The following is a 17,818-nucleotide window of genomic DNA, read 5'->3' as shown; positions in this document are numbered from 1 at the left end:
ACCACATGAATGGGCGAACCACCAGTAGTTAACAAACAAAAACTTCTTGACCAGAACATTTCTTTCCAAAGTTTTTTACGAACTAATGGGAAGTCACGTTTTATCAGTCGGGAACTAGCACTCTTCTACGCATTGATGAACTTGGATAATTCTGTATTAGGTTTGCTTTAAACAAAATGTGAACATGGTTTTTGTCATGATTCCACTCAACAATAGTAATATTATATTCTTACCTAGATACGCCTGATTATAAGGCATGATGTGTTTAAATACTTTTGGCTAACGCCAACCACAATTCATCTCCCACCTATCACTGTGCTACGCCCTGCACGTGATTGAGGAAGGAGTCTTCTTGTGGAAAACCGATAAACTAATTGTCGCTGAACTAAATTGTTTAGCACCTTTACATTTCATTTGCAATCTGCTTAACAATTTCATCAATCGTTGGGATCGCTGACGTTTTATTGGCCTGTGTCAAAATACTAAAGATATACCACTTGCCACTTTTTCCTTTCACATAACCACTTAAAGAATAAGTTCCAGAAATATAGCCTGTTTTAGCAGAAACACTATAGCCCTTCATACGATTTTCTAAAGTCGCTCCAACTAGGCTACCCTTTCTTCCAGCATGCGGTAATGCATCTAAATAGGCGTTATACCAGGATTTGCTTCGAGCTTTATATAATAATAGACTTTCTTGCATACTGCTGACTCGATTTTTGTGACTTAAACCTGAACCATCTTCAAAATACCATTGCGCCATATTGAGCCCAATATCACTACCATATTTACGAATCGCTTTGATCCCAGCCGACCAGCTTCCTTCTCCAAGGAGCTCTCGTCCAAGTTGTTTAGTCAACATATCTCCCATACCATTAAGGCTTAGCTTTAAATACTTAAAGTTAATATCCTTTAATGGTTTTGAATTTGAAATACCTACTCGTTGTGCATTTTCAGGTATCTTACCCGTTGCAATAGGCATTTTTTGGATACCTTTTGCGGCTAATTTTTCTCGAAATACATCCAGTGTATACAGAGTTGGATTATAGACAGTGACATATGTACTTTTCTGTGAACCTGCTGGTAAATTACCAGTTACAATGATTCGCTCTGTACCATATTCTCTTGTAATTTTCACAGTACTTTTCTGGCCCTTTTTAACAACTTTTGTTTTGTTTACAACCGGAATAGTACTTGCAAACGGAACAAGCTGAACATTCGCCGCAGTGCCGGCCTTTGAGCCTGTCACTTTCACTTGCACAGTTGCAATATCATATTGATCATTTGGCGAAATCGTTAATGCCGAAATTCGCGAAGCATATAGTTGATCCTCTTCTTGAGGTACGATTCCCTTCGGTAAACGATCTGCATCAAACCAAGTATCATCCCCGATTAAGGAACCCGTAATTTTCGAGATCCCCATTTTTTTCAAGCCATTGGCAAACGACTCTAAATGATTAGGTAAAAGCGTTGGATCTCCTCCGCCTTGTAAATAAATATTACCGTGAAGAACCCCATCTTTAATTGGACCATCAACATATGTCGTTGTAGCAAAGCGATAATCAGGTCCCAGTAAATCCAATGCAGCGGCACTAACTAACAGCTTATGCGTAGAAGCAGGGCGTATCATTTTTTCACCATTTCTATTGTAAAGTACCTTCCCCTTTTCTGTATCTCGTACAGTAATGCTAAACTCGTTGTTCTTCCAATTTTTCGCAATGACGCTATTCACTTTTTTTGTCATTGTTTGCTCACTAGCACTTGCCTTCACAACGAAGATGATAGGAGAACAACAGACCATTACCATCATCATTAAAAAAAATTTTTTCTTTTTCATAGACCCTCCAATTGTCAGATTTCTACTTCTCATCCTTTTATTCTACTTAAATATTTAGAATTTTACAATAAAGCACTTTTTTATTTTACAAAGAATAATATGTCATCTTTTTTATTCGACAAGAATAAACTGTAATAGCTAGCTAAATCATTCCGGGAAAGGAGTTGTTTATAAATGGGTGCTAAATGGATAAAGATTTCAGTCTTATATTTAGTGATTGCTTTGGCTTTTGGACTGTTTATGCATTATACAATTCAACTCGAATGGACGGCGACACATGCACACATCGGTGTAGTAGGTTGGCTAACAACTGGTTTTATCGGTTTAATTTATTCAATATATAAAGATGCAGCCGAGACAGGGTTGGCCAAAGCACAATTTTGGTTTTATAATATCGGATTACCATTCCTCTTAGTCGGTATGATGATGGTCCATATAGATGTACCGCACTGGTTATTTGAACTCTTTGTATCTGGCGGCGGTATTGCAGTGGCAATCTCCGTGCTGTTCTTCTTTGTCAATGTCTTTAAAAATGTAAAATCTTAAATAGAAAGCCCCACTTTTTTCATAAAGTGGGGCTTCATATATACTATTCCTGTAACCATTCAGATGATTATTGCAAAGAATTCGCCTGCATTTGATACATTTTTTCGTAAATGCCACCCTGTGCTAATAGCTCATCATGTGTGCCACGCTCAACAATCTTACCGCGATCTAAGACAAGAATACGATCTGCATTTTTAATAGTAGAAAGTCGGTGGGCGATGATGAATGTTGTACGTCCTTTTTTCAGCACATCCATCGCATGCTGAATAATCTCCTCTGTTTCCGTATCTATATTAGAAGTAGCCTCATCTAAAATTAAAATAGCCGGATCAAAGGCAAGCACACGTGCAAAGGAAATTAACTGACGCTGCCCAGACGACAGTGTACTCCCCTTCTCAATAACTGGCTCATCATAGCCATTTGGTAAGTTCGCTAAAACACGTTCCCCACCAACAGCCTTTAATGAAGTTTCTATTTTTTCTCGCGAAATTTTAGGATTATTCAAGCTAACGTTCGAAGCTATAGTACCTGTAAATAAGTATGGGTCCTGTAGAACAATCCCCATATGTTCACGCATTGTTTGACGAGGAACCGAAGTGATATCAATGCCATCAATCGTAATTTTCCCTTTAGAAGGATCATAGAAACGGAACAATAAGTTCATAATAGAACTTTTCCCAGACCCCGTATGACCCACTAAGGCAATTGTTTCACCTTGATGTGCTTCAAATGATAGGTTTTTCAATACGTATTCATCATTTTTATAAGCAAAGGAAACATCTTCAAACACTACATTCCCTTTATATCTAGGTAAACTTTTTTCAGATACTGGCTCCCCGTCAATATCTAACACCTCAAACACGCGCTTTCCTGCAACAAGTGAGCGCTCAAGCTGAGAAAATTGATTGACGATATTCGTAATCGGATTAAATAAACGCGTTAAATAATCGACAAAGGCATACAATGTCCCTGCTGAAATAACTTCCGTTGCCGTAAATGACTGTGTACCAAAGTAAAAAATAAAGATCGTAAACATAAGAAGTCTTAATGTATTAACAAGGTTGAAGGAAGTTGCAGAATCCAGGAAAAGCAGCTTGCGTTCATACGCATAATGCTCATTATTCATATCATCAAATTCCTTCGTCATTTGCTGCTCTCGACGGAATGCTTGAATAATCGTCATCCCTTGAATCGATTCATTAATCATTGCGTTAATATCGGCAATTTTCGTTCTGATCACATCATTATATTTTGAAGCAACTTTACGGTATAAAATCATCCATAAATAAACGACTGGTATCATAGCCAATGCTAAGAATGCCATTTTCCAATTTAAAATAAAGAGTGCGATATAAACACCCACAATAGAAATTAAACTCGTAACGAAGTTTGAAAGTACTTGAACATATAAATTACGAACAGCCTCGGTATCATTCGTTACACGGGCTACAATTTTCCCTGCTGGTAAATTATCAAAGTATTGAATTGGCAATGTTTGAATATGCTCAAAGACATCTTTACGTAATTTTTGTACAACACGGTTGGCACCCATCTGTAAATAGATATACATAAAATAGCGTAAAACAGCTGTTGCGATTGCTAAAAGTAAATAGACAAGTAATAGCCAAGTGATTGGTTGTAATTCAATGTGGCCAATTGTCATGTAATTATCAATAATATGCTTCGCAATAAACGGCCCAACAAGCTCCGTAAAGACGGCGAGTGTTAAGAAAAATAATCCAAGTAGGATCGGTTTTTTAAAATACATTGCGTAGCGTGATAAACGTTGATTCGTACTCATGAGGCACCTCCTTCTAGCTGCTGACGGTCAAATTGCTCTTTATACCATCCTTGTTGTGAAAGAAGTTGCTCATGTGTTCCCTGCTCTACAATTTGGCCTTCATCTAGCACGATTATTAAATCGGCGTGCTGAATTCCTGATAAACGATGCGTAGTAATAATCGTCGTTTTATCTTGTCGTTCGCGCTGTATATTTTCAATAATTCTTGCCTCTGTTTTTGCGTCTACAGCAGAAAGCGAGTCATCAAGCATTAATATTTCAGGGTCTTTAATAAGAGCACGTGCAATGGACACACGTTGCTTTTGACCACCTGAAAGAGATACACCCTTTTCACCAACAAGTGTCTCTAGGCCCATCGGTAAATTTTTCAAATCTTTTTCAAAGTATGCTGCACGAATCGCCTGGTGCAATTCAGCCTGTGTAGCATCTTCTTTTCCAAATAAAATATTTTCACGAATAGTACGTGAGAATAAAACATGATCCTGTGGAACATAACCAATCCAATCGAGTAACTGCTCCTTCGTTTGTGCAGTAATATCAACTCCATCAATCGATAGCTGCCCCTCGCCGATTGGATACTCGCGTAATAATTGTCGTAGGAAGGTTGTTTTTCCCGCCCCCGTTTTACCAACAATTCCAAGTGTTTGCCCCTTTTTCAGCGACAACGAAATTTCCTGAAGGTTTTTCACCTGACTCATCGGATATTGGAATGTTAAATCATCAAAGCCAATGGCATTCGGTGTCGCAATCGTTTGTGGATTCGCAATATTCCGAACATCCATCTCGTAGTTTAGCGTTTCCTGTACACGATCAAGAGAAGCATTACCTTGCTGCATCACATTGATAAGTTCCCCAATGGCAAATATTGGCCAAACTGCTAACCCCAAGTAAACATTGAACGTTACAAGTTGCCCAACTGTCATCGTCTCAATCGCTACTAAATGAGCACCATAGCCAAGCGCTACAACATAACTAATTCCAGTACCAACCTTTGTAATCGGTCCAAATAAAGCGTTAATTTTAGCGGTATGCATATTTTTTTCATACACAACCTCACTCATCTCCGCAAAATTAGCTTCGTCCTTTTTTTCTTGTACGTATGCCCGTACAACTCGCACACCTGCCACTGACTCTAGAACACTATCATTCAGCTCTCCAAAAACATCCTGCGCCTTCATATAGCGCTCATGCACAATTTTCCCTAAATATTGAATAAGGACGGCCATAATTGGCACTGGCAACATGGCAAAAAAAGTAAGCTTCCACGAAATCATATAACCCATCGCAAAAATAATACAGCCCATATAGATGGTGGAATCAATCAATGTCATAATCCCGAACCCAGCAGTCAGTGACACTGCGTTTAAATCATTCGTCGCACGGGCCATTAAATCTCCGGTACGATTTTTTTCATAAAACGTTGGCGTCATCCGCAAGAAATGCTGCATTAGGTTTCGACGTAAAATTTTCTCTAGGTTAATAGCCCCTTCAAAAAGTCTGAATTGCCACACAAAATTAAGGACATAACCCCCAATAATGATACTTACAAAAATCAAAATATACTTCGTTAAAAGAGCTGGTGTCATTTCTCCAGCGGTCAATATATCGATAATTGACCCTAGTAAATACGGCGGAACAACTTCTAAGCCACTCGCAATTATTAAGAGTACGACAGCTATTGTATATTGCTTCCAATATTTCTTAAAAAACCAGCTTAATTTACTTAAAACATCAAACATACGTTATAACCTTCTTTCTCTAGTGCTGTTAAAGCTTTGCTACCCACTATCCAGATATACCTTGATGAAAATCATTTTTTGTACTTTGTTTTGCATACACATACACTCCTTTTTATGGTCACTACAACCCTTTTTTGCAAAAAAAAAGACACATACCCTCAAAAAAGAGCATGTGTCTCTTCATAAAAGGCCAGGAGCTTCCCATGCCTTTTATTTGCAACGCAAAATAAAAAGTTAGAAGACATGGACGATGTATGCAGTTGTACTTTGATATGATACTGATAAAATTAACATCGTCATGCCCTCCTTTCCTTCAAATTGTTATAGTGTTCTTGAAGATTATCATACTTTAGAAATATTTGTCAACCAACTCACTGTTATTTTTTGTGTTTTTTAGGAAGTAGTTAGCGCTTTAAAGCAGCGAATTGCTAAATCGGAGAACCTTTAATTTAGAAATTTCCCTACAACTTTTTATATTGACTTTAACTCGCATAGTTCGATAGGGTCATTAATCAATTTATCGGAACAAATTTTTAATTTATCGGAACTATTTCTAGGTTTATCGCCCAAGTTTAATTTATCACCTAACTTTTCTAATTTATCACCTAACTTTTTAAATTTATCGCTCAACGTGGGTATAAAATGATACACTTTTCACTATAGACATTTTAGTTAAGGAGTCTTTATTTTGAAATCATTTTTAGCTGTTGGAATTGGCGGATTTTTTGGTGCCATCTGTCGATATAGCATTGGTCTAGCACTTTCAAATAACGGTGGTTTTCCATATGCGACACTTTGCATAAATATAATTGGTTGCTTTTGTTTAGCATGGCTCTTTACAACGTTTACAAAACGTACACCTATTATTTTAGGAATTGGTACAGGCTTTTTTGGTGCCTTTACAACATTTTCGACATTCTCTTTAGAAACGCTATTACTTTTGCAGGATAGTAAATGGCTTCAAGCCGCTCTTTATAGTTTAGTGAGTGTTTTTGGCGGTTTAGTTTCTGCCTGGCTAGGATTTAAGGTAGCAAAGGGGCGCATCGTATGATAGTTATTGGTATCGGTGGCTTTTTGGGCGCACTAACGAGATTTTATCTAGGAAAATTGAGTGTCCATTCATACCCATGGGCAACGTTTTTTATTAATATAACGGGTTCTTTTGCACTTGGCTTTCTCTTTGCATTCGAACCAAGTGAATGGATCTGGCATTTTATAGGGCTTGGTTTTTTAGGAGCTTATACAACATTTTCAACATTTGGTTTTGAATGTTTGCAGCTCTTAGAGCAGAAAAAATGGAAACAAACGATTATTTATATATGCACTACCGTTTTATGCGGTTTACTTTTCGCTACACTTGGCTTTTCCCTTGTGTAGCAGCATTGATGAAAAACTAGAGGTGATTTTTTGACACAGCCATCCATTGAACAATTACAAGCGCTCCAAGCTGAAATTGAACAAACATTATATACTTTAATCGACCTGGAACTAGAAGAAAACTTTCCAGAAATGAATACACGCTTTGCACAATTACTTACAAAGGTGCAGGCAGCTAAGTTAATTGATTATAAGCTTGATGTCCTCGTTGACCCTCAAGACTTTGCAGCAGAAACATGTACTCTACTACAATGTTTAATAGAAGCTAAGGCTAGACCAAGAAAAAGACAACGCCTTCTAACCCATCGTATGATTTTAAAAATATGGCTTCGTAAAAATCAACGCTTTATGAATGAATTTTTACCACAAATGTTTTAGGCACCTTTTACTGTCTCAAGGGCGTCTCTTTTTAAAGTAGCAATTGCTGCAACACCTCTCTTATTTCCCCCTTCCAATCAAATTTAGCTACGTAAGAATAGTAACCCCCAACAAATCATACATGGCGCTTTGAAGTTAAGTTTGATTAAAAAGTGTTGCAAAAATCGACATTTTATTATATTATTTATTTTATTGTGAAAAAAATAATATATTTGCTTCTTATCAAGAGAGATGGAGGGACTGGCCCAATGAAATCTCGGCAGCGGAACTTATGATAAAGTTACTGTGCCAAATCCAGCAGGCAAAGGCTTGATAGATAAGAGGAGTGTTTTATAGATATAAGGCCTCTTCTTGATATTTCAAGAAGAGGCTTTTTTATTGAAAAAGAATGGACAAGAAACGTGTTCAATTTTGGAGGTTTACATGAAGAAAGGGAATCCATGGGCGCTCATCCCATTTGTTGTTTTTTTAATTTTATTTATTGGTTCTGGAGTTATTACAGGTGATTTTTATGCCTTTCCAGTCATTGTAGCTATTGCCATTTCAGGCGCTGTGGCCCTAGCAATGAATCGAAAAGAATCCTTTTCGAAAAAGGTTGATATCTTTTGCAAAGGCGCAGGAAACTTAAATGTCATGCTGATGGTTGTTATTTTTCTCTTGGCTGGAGCCTTTTCAGCGGTAACAAAAGGCATGGGGGCAGTGGACTCCACTGTTAACTTTGCTTTATCGGTCGTTCCACCAAACATGCTTGTCGTAGGCTTGTTCGTTATTGCCTGCTTTATCTCCCTATCAATGGGTACATCGGTGGGAACGATTGTTGCACTGGCGCCAATTGGAGTTGGGATAAGCGAGCATACCGATTTTTCCATTGCTTTAGTAATGGCAGCGATAGTTGGCGGTTCGATGTTTGGGGATAATTTATCCATTATTTCAGATACAACCATTACTGCCGTTCGCTCACAAGGCGCGGAAATGAAGGATAAATTCAGGGTGAATTTTTGGATTGTGTTGCCGGCAGCTATTGTTACGAGCATTATTTTAGGGCTTATTACAATGGGTGAAGCGGCCCAAGTGGAGCATTCAAACTATAATTGGATAAAAATTGCTCCTTATGTTTTAGTTATTATATTAGCGTTAACTGGCATGAATGTTTTCCTTGTTCTAGCACTTGGGATTGTTCTCGCAGGGGCTGTTGGTTTAGCAGATGGTAGCTATCATTTAATGAGCCTATTGCAAAAGATTGGTGAAGGAATGTCAGGCATGTATGAAATGGCATTTCTTGCGATATTAATAGCTGGAATGGTGGAGATTATTAAGTTTAACGGAGGAATTGACTTTCTTCTTCACCTGGCAACGCGAAGAATTAAATCGAAAAAGGGTGCTGAATTTGGCATTGCCGGACTTGTGGGCCTAACAAATTTATCTACAGCCAATAATACAATTGCTATTTTAATTGCTGGTCCGCTTGCAAAAAATATTGCTGATCAGTATGGGATTGAACCGAGAAAGTCCGCGAGTGTATTAGATATTTTTTCTTGTACGGTCCAAGGTCTACTGCCATACGGAGCTCAATTCCTGGCAGCCGCAAGTGTAGCAGGAATATCTCCTGTAAGCATGCTGCCATACTCTTTCTACCCAATTCTTATAGGAATTTGCGGAATCATTGCTATACTTGTCGGATACCCTGCAAAAAAGATAGCTTGAACTTCATCAATTAAAAAATATTGATCGTACATTAAAATAATCCAATCGTTTTGAAAAAAGATTAATCAAAACGATTGGATTTTTTATTTGAAGCAAGTCTTTAAGCTCCTATGAACAACTGCGTTAATGATCTGATTTGGACCGATATTGTTTTTTGAGAAATATAACTCCTTATCCTTATAGCATATATTCGGAATTACCAAGAGGTTGATGTAAAATAATTTGTAAGAATAAAAAAGGAGTTGTTGAATGCATGAGTACAGTAAATAAATCTTTAATAATTGCAGGAATTTTTGGTATCTTTATTTATATGATTGAAGATTTTCATTTGAACTTTATCTGGAAATTTTTATTGTTATTTACCCTTGTTACTATCACAAAATCAGTTGCAGATAGACTATTTAAAGCGAGATGACCTAAAATCATATTTAATAAATTGATGAAGGAGAATTCTTAAAATTTTACAACTATACTTTCTCGTTAGTTATTTCATAACGTCTATATTTGACCATAAATCCAATTCCAAGAATAGGTCCAATCGCTAACAGTGTAAAGACCCACTCCCAGCCAACGATCCTTTGAATGACAGGAACTAGATTTATAGAAAATATAGTGAATAGAAATCCAATACACATTTGAAAAGTAAGGGCTGTGCCTACATAATCAACTTCGGCTATTTCTGAAACAGCAGCAGAAAATTGGGCGGAATCAGATATGACAGACATCCCCCAAACCATGGAAATTATTAAAGTTAACCAAATATACTGCCCGAATGTAAAGCCTATAGCTATCGAACAGATTGCACTAATAACCATAGAAATAATCGTTAAATTGGCTCTTCCAATTTTATCGGAGATTAGTCCCCCTATCACACAACCAATCCCTCCAGCAATTCCGATTGAAATAAAGGAGGATAACGCTATGAACCAATGAGGCGTATCAGGCGAATAGGCTAAGAAACTAGCTGTTAAAAAAGCAGGAAGCCATGTCCACATCGCATACAATTCCCACATATGGCCGAAATAGCCGTAGTTCGCAAGCATTACTGGTTTATTCATAACTACTTTTTTTATTAATTTTAAAGAGAAGGGTGATTTATTGGCTTCAATCGGAGCATCTTCTAAAATAGAAGTAACCATTATTGCCGATAATAAAGCCAAAACTGAAGTACTAATTATCACGACTTTCCAGTTTAATGAAGAAAAAAACATAATGACAAAATGCGGTAATGATGATCCTATTGTTAGTGCTGCTATTAAGATACCAATTGCAAACCCACGTTTTTTCGGAAACCATTGTGATAAAATTTTCACAGCTATTGGATAGACACCAGCGAGCGTTATTCCAGTTAAAACCCTAAGTAGAATACCTAAAAAAGCGTAATGAACAAAAATTAATAATCCATTTAATAGTGCACCTAAAAATACTGAAATCGCAAAAACCTTTCGGGGATTAAAGCGGTCTGCAACCCCAAAATATGAACTAAACAATGACCCAATTACAAAGCCAATAGGAATAGAAGCTGAAAGCCACGCTTCTGAATTGGGGCTAATATTCCAAATTTCAATTAATTCGGGTGCAATCACCGATGCACTAAACCACAAGCTTAATGCACATAATTCTGATAATCCTATCCATACCAATGCTCTCCAAGAACCTTGAATCATAATATCCCCCCAAATAAATCAATATGGTTTATAATCTTCAGCATGCTCCTATATAGTATCTATTTCAATCAGTCATGAGCAGAATTTAAAGCAATTGTTTGAGCTACAGAGAAGGTTTTTTCGGGGGAAGTGTTGCCCTTCCCTCAACATCATCCCTTCGAACCAATCTATTAAAAAAGATTGGTTGTATTGTCATTAACAAAAAATAGTAACAATCCTTATGAATTAAATAATAACAAATATGATATCAAATTCCCTTATAAATCTAATCATCGGTAAAATAAAAAATCTACTATTATTTCTTATTGAAATAACAGTAGATTTATAAGTTATAAGGAGCCTGCCCCTGTACTGATTAGGTTTGTAACCACTCACTTAAAAGTTCAATTGTCATGCTTCCCTCCCCCATTCACGGCATCATCATATGGTGTATAGCTCACAGTAGGTACTTTCTTTTTCACAAAAACGCGATATAAGGTACGAACCAAAATGCTAGAAAAAATCAGACTTACAATAAGCGCTACGCTATTCCCAATATTCATTCTCATCCTATCCTTTCTCTCCGGGTAGTTAATAATGGTTATCCTATTTCTCAAGTGTATTACCAATTAATGTAGGCAACTGTACTATTATATTGTCATTAAACATTGGACATGCCCAGATTGTAAATATAACGCGCTAAAACAATTAGAATTTCCGAAAGGCTGTTTTCTCAAAGATTGGATTCAATCTACAAAATGTGTAGAAATGATCTCTGTATTTTTGTTTTGAGATTTCGCGATTTAATTTAACAAAGTTTAAAATTATCCCTGACGTAATACCTTTTGAAACATTCTTGGTTGATGTTTTTCAAAACATTTTATCAATTCTTTTCCAAAAATAGTGATAGTCTGTTCCCAAGGGTGCCCTAATAGTCCCCATTCAAAATTTTTGTGAATAAAAAAGTAGTAATCACCGTTTGGAAAAATAGGTACGACCCATTCATCAAACTCGTTTTTTGGAAACTCTAAACGGGGGTTTATCCAATAACCTGGATGCTGCCAATCTACTGCATACATATATTCATTCTTTTGTGTGAGTTCTTGAAAAACCAGCAATGATTTCTCCTCTAAATCACTATAAATCTCATCGTAAGTTACTGAATCTCCAGACCAATTAAAATAGGAGGATACACCATATGTGATAAATGGATTAGGAACTCAAATCTGCGCTGTTGATTTAAGAACAGTAAACCACTAAAATCCGCTTAAAGCAATTGGATCGCATGATGAGAATTAGAGGGTTCTACTTCCCTCTTTTTTTCTGCGAGAAATTGATAATATAAATAAGGCGTATCCTGTTATTAACGGGATACACCTAATAAATCATCGCCTTCTAGCCAATGTTTACCGCCGAGAAAGTTAACTAAATAAAGCGGTTTATAGTTGTTATTGATTGTAGTTTGAATCACTTCGCCTAGTATATCTAAAGCGAAAACAATAACTTGTGACCCAATAGGATATTTAATATTAACGTATTTTTTTAGAACAAGCACAAACTGTTCCATTGAGCAAATACCCGTTTGGAAGATACGGTGATTATCATCGGTCTCAATGTGGTATATTACTCCCCCGTCTTTCAATACATCGATTACGATTGTATGTTGGAATTGACCAACTGAACGAGAAGCAGTAAATCTACACCCGGAAACAGCTCGATGGTATGGTTCTTCTTTATCTGGATGATATAAGCTTCTCTCTACTTGCCCCCAGCCACTTTCTGTAAGTGCATTCTCAATATAACTAAAGATAGGGACGTATCGACTAGGGTTTTCACGTATGAATTGTTTTATTTCTTCAAGTTCTTGAGCGATTGAGTTGTCGAAATTAGATTCATTGTAATCTACCTCAAAATACGGTTTAGTCATATCTTTTATTAGGTCTATAAATTGTTGGGGGGTGACAAGCTCTGTGATGGCCCCTTCATATTTAAATGCTTCAGAAGTGCGGGTATTGCCTGATGGATCAAACAAGTATGGTATGCCTAAATAAGATGTTTCTGAATATACGTGAAATAGTTTCATCTGCAAAACTCGGTTTTGTTGTATGATTGGGCGCCAAATTACAATGATGTCATATCCAAATACTTCATTCATTGCTAAGGCGAATATATGGCTGCGACTAGAACAATAATCGAATAGTGTTCTACCTGTAGTACCTATTGTAATTTCATTTAATGGTAAGTCTACGAAATCATAGTTCAACTCCACTTATCTTCCCTCCTTAAAAACTATAATCTTTTTTATTTGTCATTTGTTAGTTGCTACTATTCATTATGCGCTGTGCTCTTATAGCTTAAACTTCAAAGGCTCCGATTTAGAATATGCCTCAGCTCTCCTATGTTCCTGTTCTCCTGTTCCACTATAATTAAAACTTGTAAGATTTCTATGATATTAATGTATGAAGCTAATGAAAAAAACTAGGCTACCTCTAAAAACGTATTTGCATAGATGATTGAGTGTAAATACAAAATGATTCGAGCTTTGCTGATTGTAGTGAAATTATCATAAAAATAAAAATGGATTTTAATTTTTATTTTTAGGTTAGATGGGCAAAAGAGTTGAAAATAAAAGGACCACACATTTTAGATATGTCTAATATGTGTGGTCCTTTATTTAGTTTTTTCTCCAACTAACGCATCTCGTTCGTTAAAGAAAGATTATGATTATAATAAGTATTTCTGAATTATAAAATGTGCTTTCTCCATCAAATTCGAAGGCAGATTATCCAAAGGAACAAATAGTGGATTGGTTTTAAATAAGTATCGTGTGTGAATAATAACTACTTTTGACAATCAAAAAATATTAAAAGGCTGTGTCAAACTTCCAAAATCGTTATTTGAGACACACATAAACACTTTATAGGCTGCTTGATGCTCATAAAAATACAGGATTATTCTATTATAAAATCAATTTTTGCAGTTGAAGCATACTTTTTATGTAGCAAAAAAGTTTCTTTAATTTTGAGTAAAGGATCCCATTTTACAAAAAGATTGATCAAAACGGGATTCATTCTTTGTGAAACATTATATTTTTAAGTTAATCATTTTCTCCACTTATACTAATCTCTCTTTCCCCTCATTTTATGATAAAGGGACATGATGACCCAAATAGCAGTTGGGAGGGCTATCGCTCCAGCTACCATAGATGTTAAGAGGTTAATTGTAGAGTCTGTATCTGTAACACCGACAATTAATAAAAGAATGGCCAAAATTAATAAGACAAGGAATGGTATAGTTTTCACTAAATTGACTAATCCTTTTCTCCCTTCTACCTTCCATTTGTTACTGTATGTTGTCATTATCGTCCAAGCTGTTGGGAGGGCAATGATACTAAGAATAGTAGCCACTACAATAAGTAACGATTCTAAGATACCAGCACTTATTATTGCACCAACCCATGCGAATGCAGTTATTAATACAAGCGGAACTGCCAATTTCATCATGGAATGACTTGAATTTTTATACTTTTCAGTCTTCGTTTCGTGGTCCGTATAAATAGGTTTTGTACCAGGGTGCGCTCGGAATAAATGAATATCTCCTTCTGAAGCAACATGCGACCAACCAAAAGATGAAAAAAGATCAAAGTATTCCTCTTTTTCCCCCTCTTTTAATGAACGGTAATCAACACTGTAGATATAATCCGAACTTTCTCCTTTTTCAAGCGTATACCCCATAAATCTGAAATCACTGACATGCCATCCCTTCAAAGAAAACCGCCGTAATTTTTCCATGTCCTTATCTTCAGAAAAGGCTAACCCACCAGAAGTAATATACTTTGTTTGTCTCATTCTTCGGCCTCCTTCAGTCCGGTTTCCGCTAATTGAATCATCTGTTTTCTTAGCATCATATCTTCCTTTAATACTTCTCTGCCCTTCTCAGTTAGCAGATATGTTTTACGTCTTGAATCCGATCCATCATACAAATAAATCCACTCTTGTTTTAGTAACTTTTTGATAATCGTGTACATAGAAGCGGGACCTATCGTAATGGTGCCTTTTGTTGTTTCTTCAATTAAGTTCATAATAGCGTAACCATGTCTTGGTTTAGTTAAAGCAGCCATAATATAAAACATTGAATCTGTTAATTGCTCCGTTTTCACCAACCCATCACCTTCTATATCTTTTTTAGATATATCACAAAATGATACATATATCTAAAAGCAATATATCATAATCTGATACATACGTCTATAGTTATATCATAATCTGATACATTAATATCTAAAAATTAGCCCAATAGCGCTTAGTTCACAAGCTCAAAATACTCCTCTTCTTCAGCCTTCTGTAATTTACGATAATCAATACAAAAATGACTTCTTCTGGCTAAATTAGCTGTTCTGCTACTAGTTTTTTATAATTGTATATAGGGATGCTGGACTTACTACGAAAGTGCCCTTGGTCGTCTCCTCAATTAAACTCATGACTGCATAACCATGTCGAGGTTCAGTTAAGGCAGCCATAATATAAAAAAACAGAATCTATTAACTGCTCTAAAGATTTCATTGTCAACACCTCCGATATATCACAAAGTGATATATCATTAAATAATAAACCATTTTATATAGGGCAACTCTATCAAAAATCCCTCACAAGTGTTACTTGGAGGGATAAATAATTGTACGCTCTTTAATTTTCACCGAGCTGGGCGATTCCAACGTAGCAGATATCTAAACATTTCTTTTTTAGTATCCTTATCTAACAACAGAAACTCATCTCCTGCTTGAATCGCATAATAGTTCTCTAATGTACGAACACCCGGATTTTTTTGCTCCGTATTCACAACACCTATATTTTCTTCCCACATCATGCGATGGTTTTTCATATCATACGATAATACGATACTGTCTGCACTTTCCCGCTTCGTTTGTCGATAAGATACAATGGCTGTTTGTTGTTGTAGATCAACATCTACTATAGCAGGTTCTAGATTCTTATATGTTTGAATGGCCGGTTCAGCTAATACATTGTTACTAAATTCTCGAACCTCATCATAATCCTCCAACGGTTGATTATGCGAAGCAAAATAACCTGGAATATCAGATTCTACGAAAAATTTTGTAGAAATATATTTTTCGGCTTTATTATCTTCGCTTAATTTCTTGCCATCAAAGCGATAAAATTTCCCATCGACTCCCTCTAAATAAAGATTATTTTGCAACAAAACTATATTGTGGGAGCCATTTTCTAAAACATCTATTAACTGTTTGTGTTTTTTCGTAAATTCCTTTTCAGAGAGCTTTTCGTTTCCAGTATGTATATCTAATAAAGAAAATTTCCCGTTTTCACCGTCACGATGATGAACAAGAAGTCCCCCCATAAAATAGCCAATCAATGTCTCTTTACTTGACGAAGATTTCGTCCACTGTTTTTCACCTGTTTGCAAATTAATTGCTACAATTTGATGATGTGAAATAATTTGCGTAATCCCATTAGTTGTACCGTTATTTTCAGATCCTTCAACCATTTGGACCGCAACTTTCTGTACATCATCTGTATAAATAGGCGATACAGAATTGATTGGGAAGCTTCGACCAGCTAAACCAAAAGCAATCATCAAAAGATTGCCTAAAAAAGCATAAATGATGAAAATTATGATAAAAACACCTTTACGTGGGCGTTTAAACAAAACGTACAATAACAATAAAAGTCCAACGGCAATGATAATACCTAGAAAGATATCGTGAACAAACCAACCATTAAAGCGCCACGAATCAATATATCGTTGAAAAAAATTGTTCAATTCTCCTCCTCCTTAGATTACTGTCTATCACGTTTAACTAAAATCAGAATAAAGAACATAGCGACCACATTCTAAGCATTGAAATAAATATCCTTGATGATGTCCATCATTTATTAGTGATTTTGACAACTCCTCAGTAGAAAAACCAGTATAATTTTCAAATTGTTCAGTAATGCCTAGCGCCACTAACTCACTCCAGCCAACATAGCCAATAAATGCACAATAATCTGAGCAATGAGCCATCCAATCATTTCCTTGCCAACTTACATAACCAGGCGTTCTACACATTACTTCCTCAGTAAAATCTGAATTGACAACATTCTCATCATTCATTAAATATTGCTGGAAAGAACCGTCGTATTTTTTAGCAGCTGCACCACTATGTATACATGTAGGACAGAGATAATCAACCTCTTCAACTGCGTAAATACCTCCAGTATAATAAACATCTACTTCCTGTTCGCAGCAATCACAAGTTACATCTTCTTCCGCTTCAAAAATTTTAGATGTTAACGGGTCTGGCAAATACTTGAATTTAGGTATTATTGTTTTAATTATTTTATCCTCTCTAATTTTACAAGGATACAAAGGCTTCACACTATTCGGATGATCTATATAATATTTTATTAATCCAAATTTTTTCTGATCTTTCTTGTTTCCTAAATCCATAACTAAGGTGAAAATCTTATAGGCATCCGAATACATTCTAAGCATACAGTAGATGTCTACAAGTATCCTAAAATTACCTTCTGTTTGCTCTTGAAGTTTCACTTTTTCCTTAAACTCATGCATTTGATTAATACTGACTGGATCAGAAGGATTAAAATTTCTTCTTTGTTCATGCCATTCTTCTAAAATATTCATCTATCTAACTCTCCTTTGAACTACCCCCACTTATCGACCTTACGGCCTGCTTGAAGTGGGAGATTCTTGGGAACAGAGCATACTTGTTGGTGTATTTCTTTACCAACAGCGGTTTCTCTTATTTACC

The 17,818-nt window shown here is 36.1% G+C and carries 17 protein-coding genes, 2 pseudogenes and 1 riboswitch; of the genes and pseudogenes, 6 read left to right on the top strand and 13 right to left on the bottom strand.

The genetic code is table 11. From position 1 onward, the window contains the following. Both tnpA and dacB read right to left on the bottom strand, forming a co-directional pair. Nucleotides 1-226: pseudogene (gene tnpA, locus MWJ95_RS24000) on the bottom strand (IS200/IS605 family transposase); the annotation flags it as partial. Nucleotides 227-403: 177 nt separating this feature from the next. Next, nucleotides 404-1,837 carry a D-alanyl-D-alanine carboxypeptidase/D-alanyl-D-alanine endopeptidase gene (gene dacB / locus MWJ95_RS23995; protein ID WP_249074494.1) on the bottom strand — a complete coding sequence of 478 codons (1,434 nt, stop codon included), beginning with the start codon at nt 1,835-1,837 and terminating at the stop codon, nt 404-406. 174 nt (nt 1,838-2,011) lie between these two features. Between dacB and MWJ95_RS23990 the strand changes: the two genes are divergently transcribed. Then, on the top strand, nt 2,012-2,383 hold the full coding sequence (locus MWJ95_RS23990) for a hypothetical protein (protein WP_249074493.1): 372 nt from the start codon (nt 2,012-2,014) through the stop codon (nt 2,381-2,383). Between the two features lie 67 nt (nt 2,384-2,450). On the opposite strand, the gene MWJ95_RS23985 is transcribed toward MWJ95_RS23990, so the two are convergent. Then, a complete protein-coding gene (locus tag MWJ95_RS23985; RefSeq protein ID WP_249107370.1) occupies nt 2,451-4,184 on the bottom strand; it encodes an ABC transporter ATP-binding protein in 1,734 nt (577 codons plus the stop codon). Then, nucleotides 4,181-5,923, bottom strand: a complete 1,743-nt coding sequence (locus tag MWJ95_RS23980) for an ABC transporter ATP-binding protein (protein WP_249107369.1) — start codon at nt 5,921-5,923, stop codon at nt 4,181-4,183. Before MWJ95_RS23980 ends, MWJ95_RS23985 begins: the two co-directional genes overlap by 4 nt. Before the next feature lie 688 nt (nt 5,924-6,611). Between MWJ95_RS23980 and crcB (MWJ95_RS23975) the strand changes: the two genes are divergently transcribed. The 5 genes from crcB (MWJ95_RS23975) to MWJ95_RS23955 all read left to right on the top strand — a co-directional run bounded on the left by crcB (MWJ95_RS23975) (nt 6,612) and on the right by MWJ95_RS23955 (nt 9,797). Then, a complete protein-coding gene (gene crcB, locus MWJ95_RS23975; RefSeq protein ID WP_249107368.1) occupies nt 6,612-6,974 on the top strand; it encodes a fluoride efflux transporter CrcB in 363 nt (120 codons plus the stop codon). Continuing rightward, the gene (gene crcB, locus MWJ95_RS23970) at nt 6,971-7,300 is read left to right on the top strand and encodes a fluoride efflux transporter CrcB (RefSeq protein ID WP_249107367.1); all 330 of its coding nucleotides are present in this window, start codon (nt 6,971-6,973) and stop codon (nt 7,298-7,300) included. Before crcB (MWJ95_RS23975) ends, crcB (MWJ95_RS23970) begins: the two co-directional genes overlap by 4 nt. A gap of 30 nt (nt 7,301-7,330) precedes the next feature. Further along, nucleotides 7,331-7,678 (top strand): hypothetical protein, encoded by a 348-nt coding sequence (locus MWJ95_RS23965; protein WP_249107366.1) that lies wholly within the window; start codon nt 7,331-7,333, stop codon nt 7,676-7,678. 216 nt (nt 7,679-7,894) lie between these two features. After that, nucleotides 7,895-8,001, top strand: a riboswitch (SAM riboswitch). Between the two features lie 100 nt (nt 8,002-8,101). Beyond that, entirely contained in the window at nt 8,102-9,382 is a 1,281-nt protein-coding gene (locus MWJ95_RS23960; RefSeq protein WP_249107365.1) for a Na+/H+ antiporter NhaC family protein, read from the top strand. A gap of 253 nt (nt 9,383-9,635) precedes the next feature. Then, nucleotides 9,636-9,797: a hypothetical protein gene (locus MWJ95_RS23955; protein WP_249074486.1), complete on the top strand. Its 162-nt coding sequence runs from the start codon at nt 9,636-9,638 to the stop codon at nt 9,795-9,797. Nucleotides 9,798-9,849: 52 nt separating this feature from the next. Here MWJ95_RS23955 and MWJ95_RS23950 read toward each other — a convergent pair whose 3' ends face one another. The 9 genes and pseudogenes from MWJ95_RS23950 to MWJ95_RS23915 form a co-directional block, all read right to left on the bottom strand. Further along, the gene (locus MWJ95_RS23950; protein ID WP_249107364.1) at nt 9,850-11,049 is read right to left on the bottom strand and encodes an MFS transporter; all 1,200 of its coding nucleotides are present in this window, start codon (nt 11,047-11,049) and stop codon (nt 9,850-9,852) included. A gap of 383 nt (nt 11,050-11,432) precedes the next feature. Further along, entirely contained in the window at nt 11,433-11,591 is a 159-nt protein-coding gene (locus tag MWJ95_RS24780; protein ID WP_481817369.1) for a DUF3951 domain-containing protein, read from the bottom strand. 261 nt (nt 11,592-11,852) lie between these two features. Further along, the gene (locus MWJ95_RS23945; RefSeq protein ID WP_249074719.1) at nt 11,853-12,233 is read right to left on the bottom strand and encodes a DUF2716 domain-containing protein; all 381 of its coding nucleotides are present in this window, start codon (nt 12,231-12,233) and stop codon (nt 11,853-11,855) included. 158 nt (nt 12,234-12,391) lie between these two features. Continuing rightward, nucleotides 12,392-13,297, bottom strand: coding sequence for a hypothetical protein (locus tag MWJ95_RS23940; protein ID WP_249074483.1), 906 nt, complete (start codon nt 13,295-13,297; stop codon nt 12,392-12,394). A gap of 850 nt (nt 13,298-14,147) precedes the next feature. Continuing rightward, nucleotides 14,148-14,876 carry a DUF2812 domain-containing protein gene (locus tag MWJ95_RS23935; RefSeq protein ID WP_249074482.1) on the bottom strand — a complete coding sequence of 243 codons (729 nt, stop codon included), beginning with the start codon at nt 14,874-14,876 and terminating at the stop codon, nt 14,148-14,150. Next, complete coding sequence (locus tag MWJ95_RS23930; protein ID WP_374110176.1) at nt 14,873-15,160, bottom strand: PadR family transcriptional regulator; 288 nt, start codon at nt 15,158-15,160, stop codon at nt 14,873-14,875. The genes MWJ95_RS23935 and MWJ95_RS23930 overlap by 4 nt, the downstream gene beginning before the upstream one ends. Before the next feature lie 276 nt (nt 15,161-15,436). Next, nucleotides 15,437-15,590, bottom strand: a pseudogene (locus MWJ95_RS23925) (helix-turn-helix transcriptional regulator); the annotation flags it as partial. Between the two features lie 130 nt (nt 15,591-15,720). Then, on the bottom strand, nt 15,721-16,827 hold the full coding sequence (locus MWJ95_RS23920; RefSeq protein ID WP_249107363.1) for a PA2928 family protein: 1,107 nt from the start codon (nt 16,825-16,827) through the stop codon (nt 15,721-15,723). 33 nt (nt 16,828-16,860) lie between these two features. Beyond that, nucleotides 16,861-17,691, bottom strand: a complete 831-nt coding sequence (locus MWJ95_RS23915) for a CbrC family protein (protein WP_249107362.1) — start codon at nt 17,689-17,691, stop codon at nt 16,861-16,863. Nucleotides 17,692-17,818 lie beyond the last annotated feature (127 nt).

The sequence above is a fragment of the Lysinibacillus sp. Bpr_S20 genome (genome assembly GCF_023337835.1).
Lineage (GTDB): Bacteria > Bacillota > Bacilli > Bacillales_A > Planococcaceae > Lysinibacillus.
This window is presented reverse-complemented; position numbering and strand designations above follow the sequence as displayed.

Coding starts and splice junctions, on each gene's coding strand:
- dacB (WP_249074494.1), bottom strand. CDS start 1,837: ATGAAAAAGAAAAAATTTTTTTTAATGATGATGGTAATGGTCTGTTGT.
- MWJ95_RS23990 (WP_249074493.1), top strand. CDS start 2,012: ATGGGTGCTAAATGGATAAAGATTTCAGTCTTATATTTAGTGATTGCT.
- MWJ95_RS23985 (WP_249107370.1), bottom strand. CDS start 4,184: ATGAGTACGAATCAACGTTTATCACGCTACGCAATGTATTTTAAAAAA.
- MWJ95_RS23980 (WP_249107369.1), bottom strand. CDS start 5,923: ATGTTTGATGTTTTAAGTAAATTAAGCTGGTTTTTTAAGAAATATTGG.
- crcB (WP_249107367.1), top strand. CDS start 6,971: ATGATAGTTATTGGTATCGGTGGCTTTTTGGGCGCACTAACGAGATTT.
- MWJ95_RS23960 (WP_249107365.1), top strand. CDS start 8,102: ATGAAGAAAGGGAATCCATGGGCGCTCATCCCATTTGTTGTTTTTTTA.
- MWJ95_RS23955 (WP_249074486.1), top strand. CDS start 9,636: ATGAGTACAGTAAATAAATCTTTAATAATTGCAGGAATTTTTGGTATC.
- MWJ95_RS23950 (WP_249107364.1), bottom strand. CDS start 11,049: ATGATTCAAGGTTCTTGGAGAGCATTGGTATGGATAGGATTATCAGAA.
- MWJ95_RS24780 (WP_481817369.1), bottom strand. CDS start 11,591: ATGAATATTGGGAATAGCGTAGCGCTTATTGTAAGTCTGATTTTTTCT.
- MWJ95_RS23935 (WP_249074482.1), bottom strand. CDS start 14,876: ATGAGACAAACAAAGTATATTACTTCTGGTGGGTTAGCCTTTTCTGAA.
- MWJ95_RS23930 (WP_374110176.1), bottom strand. CDS start 15,160: ATGTTTTATATTATGGCTGCTTTAACTAAACCAAGACATGGTTACGCT.
- MWJ95_RS23915 (WP_249107362.1), bottom strand. CDS start 17,691: ATGAATATTTTAGAAGAATGGCATGAACAAAGAAGAAATTTTAATCCT.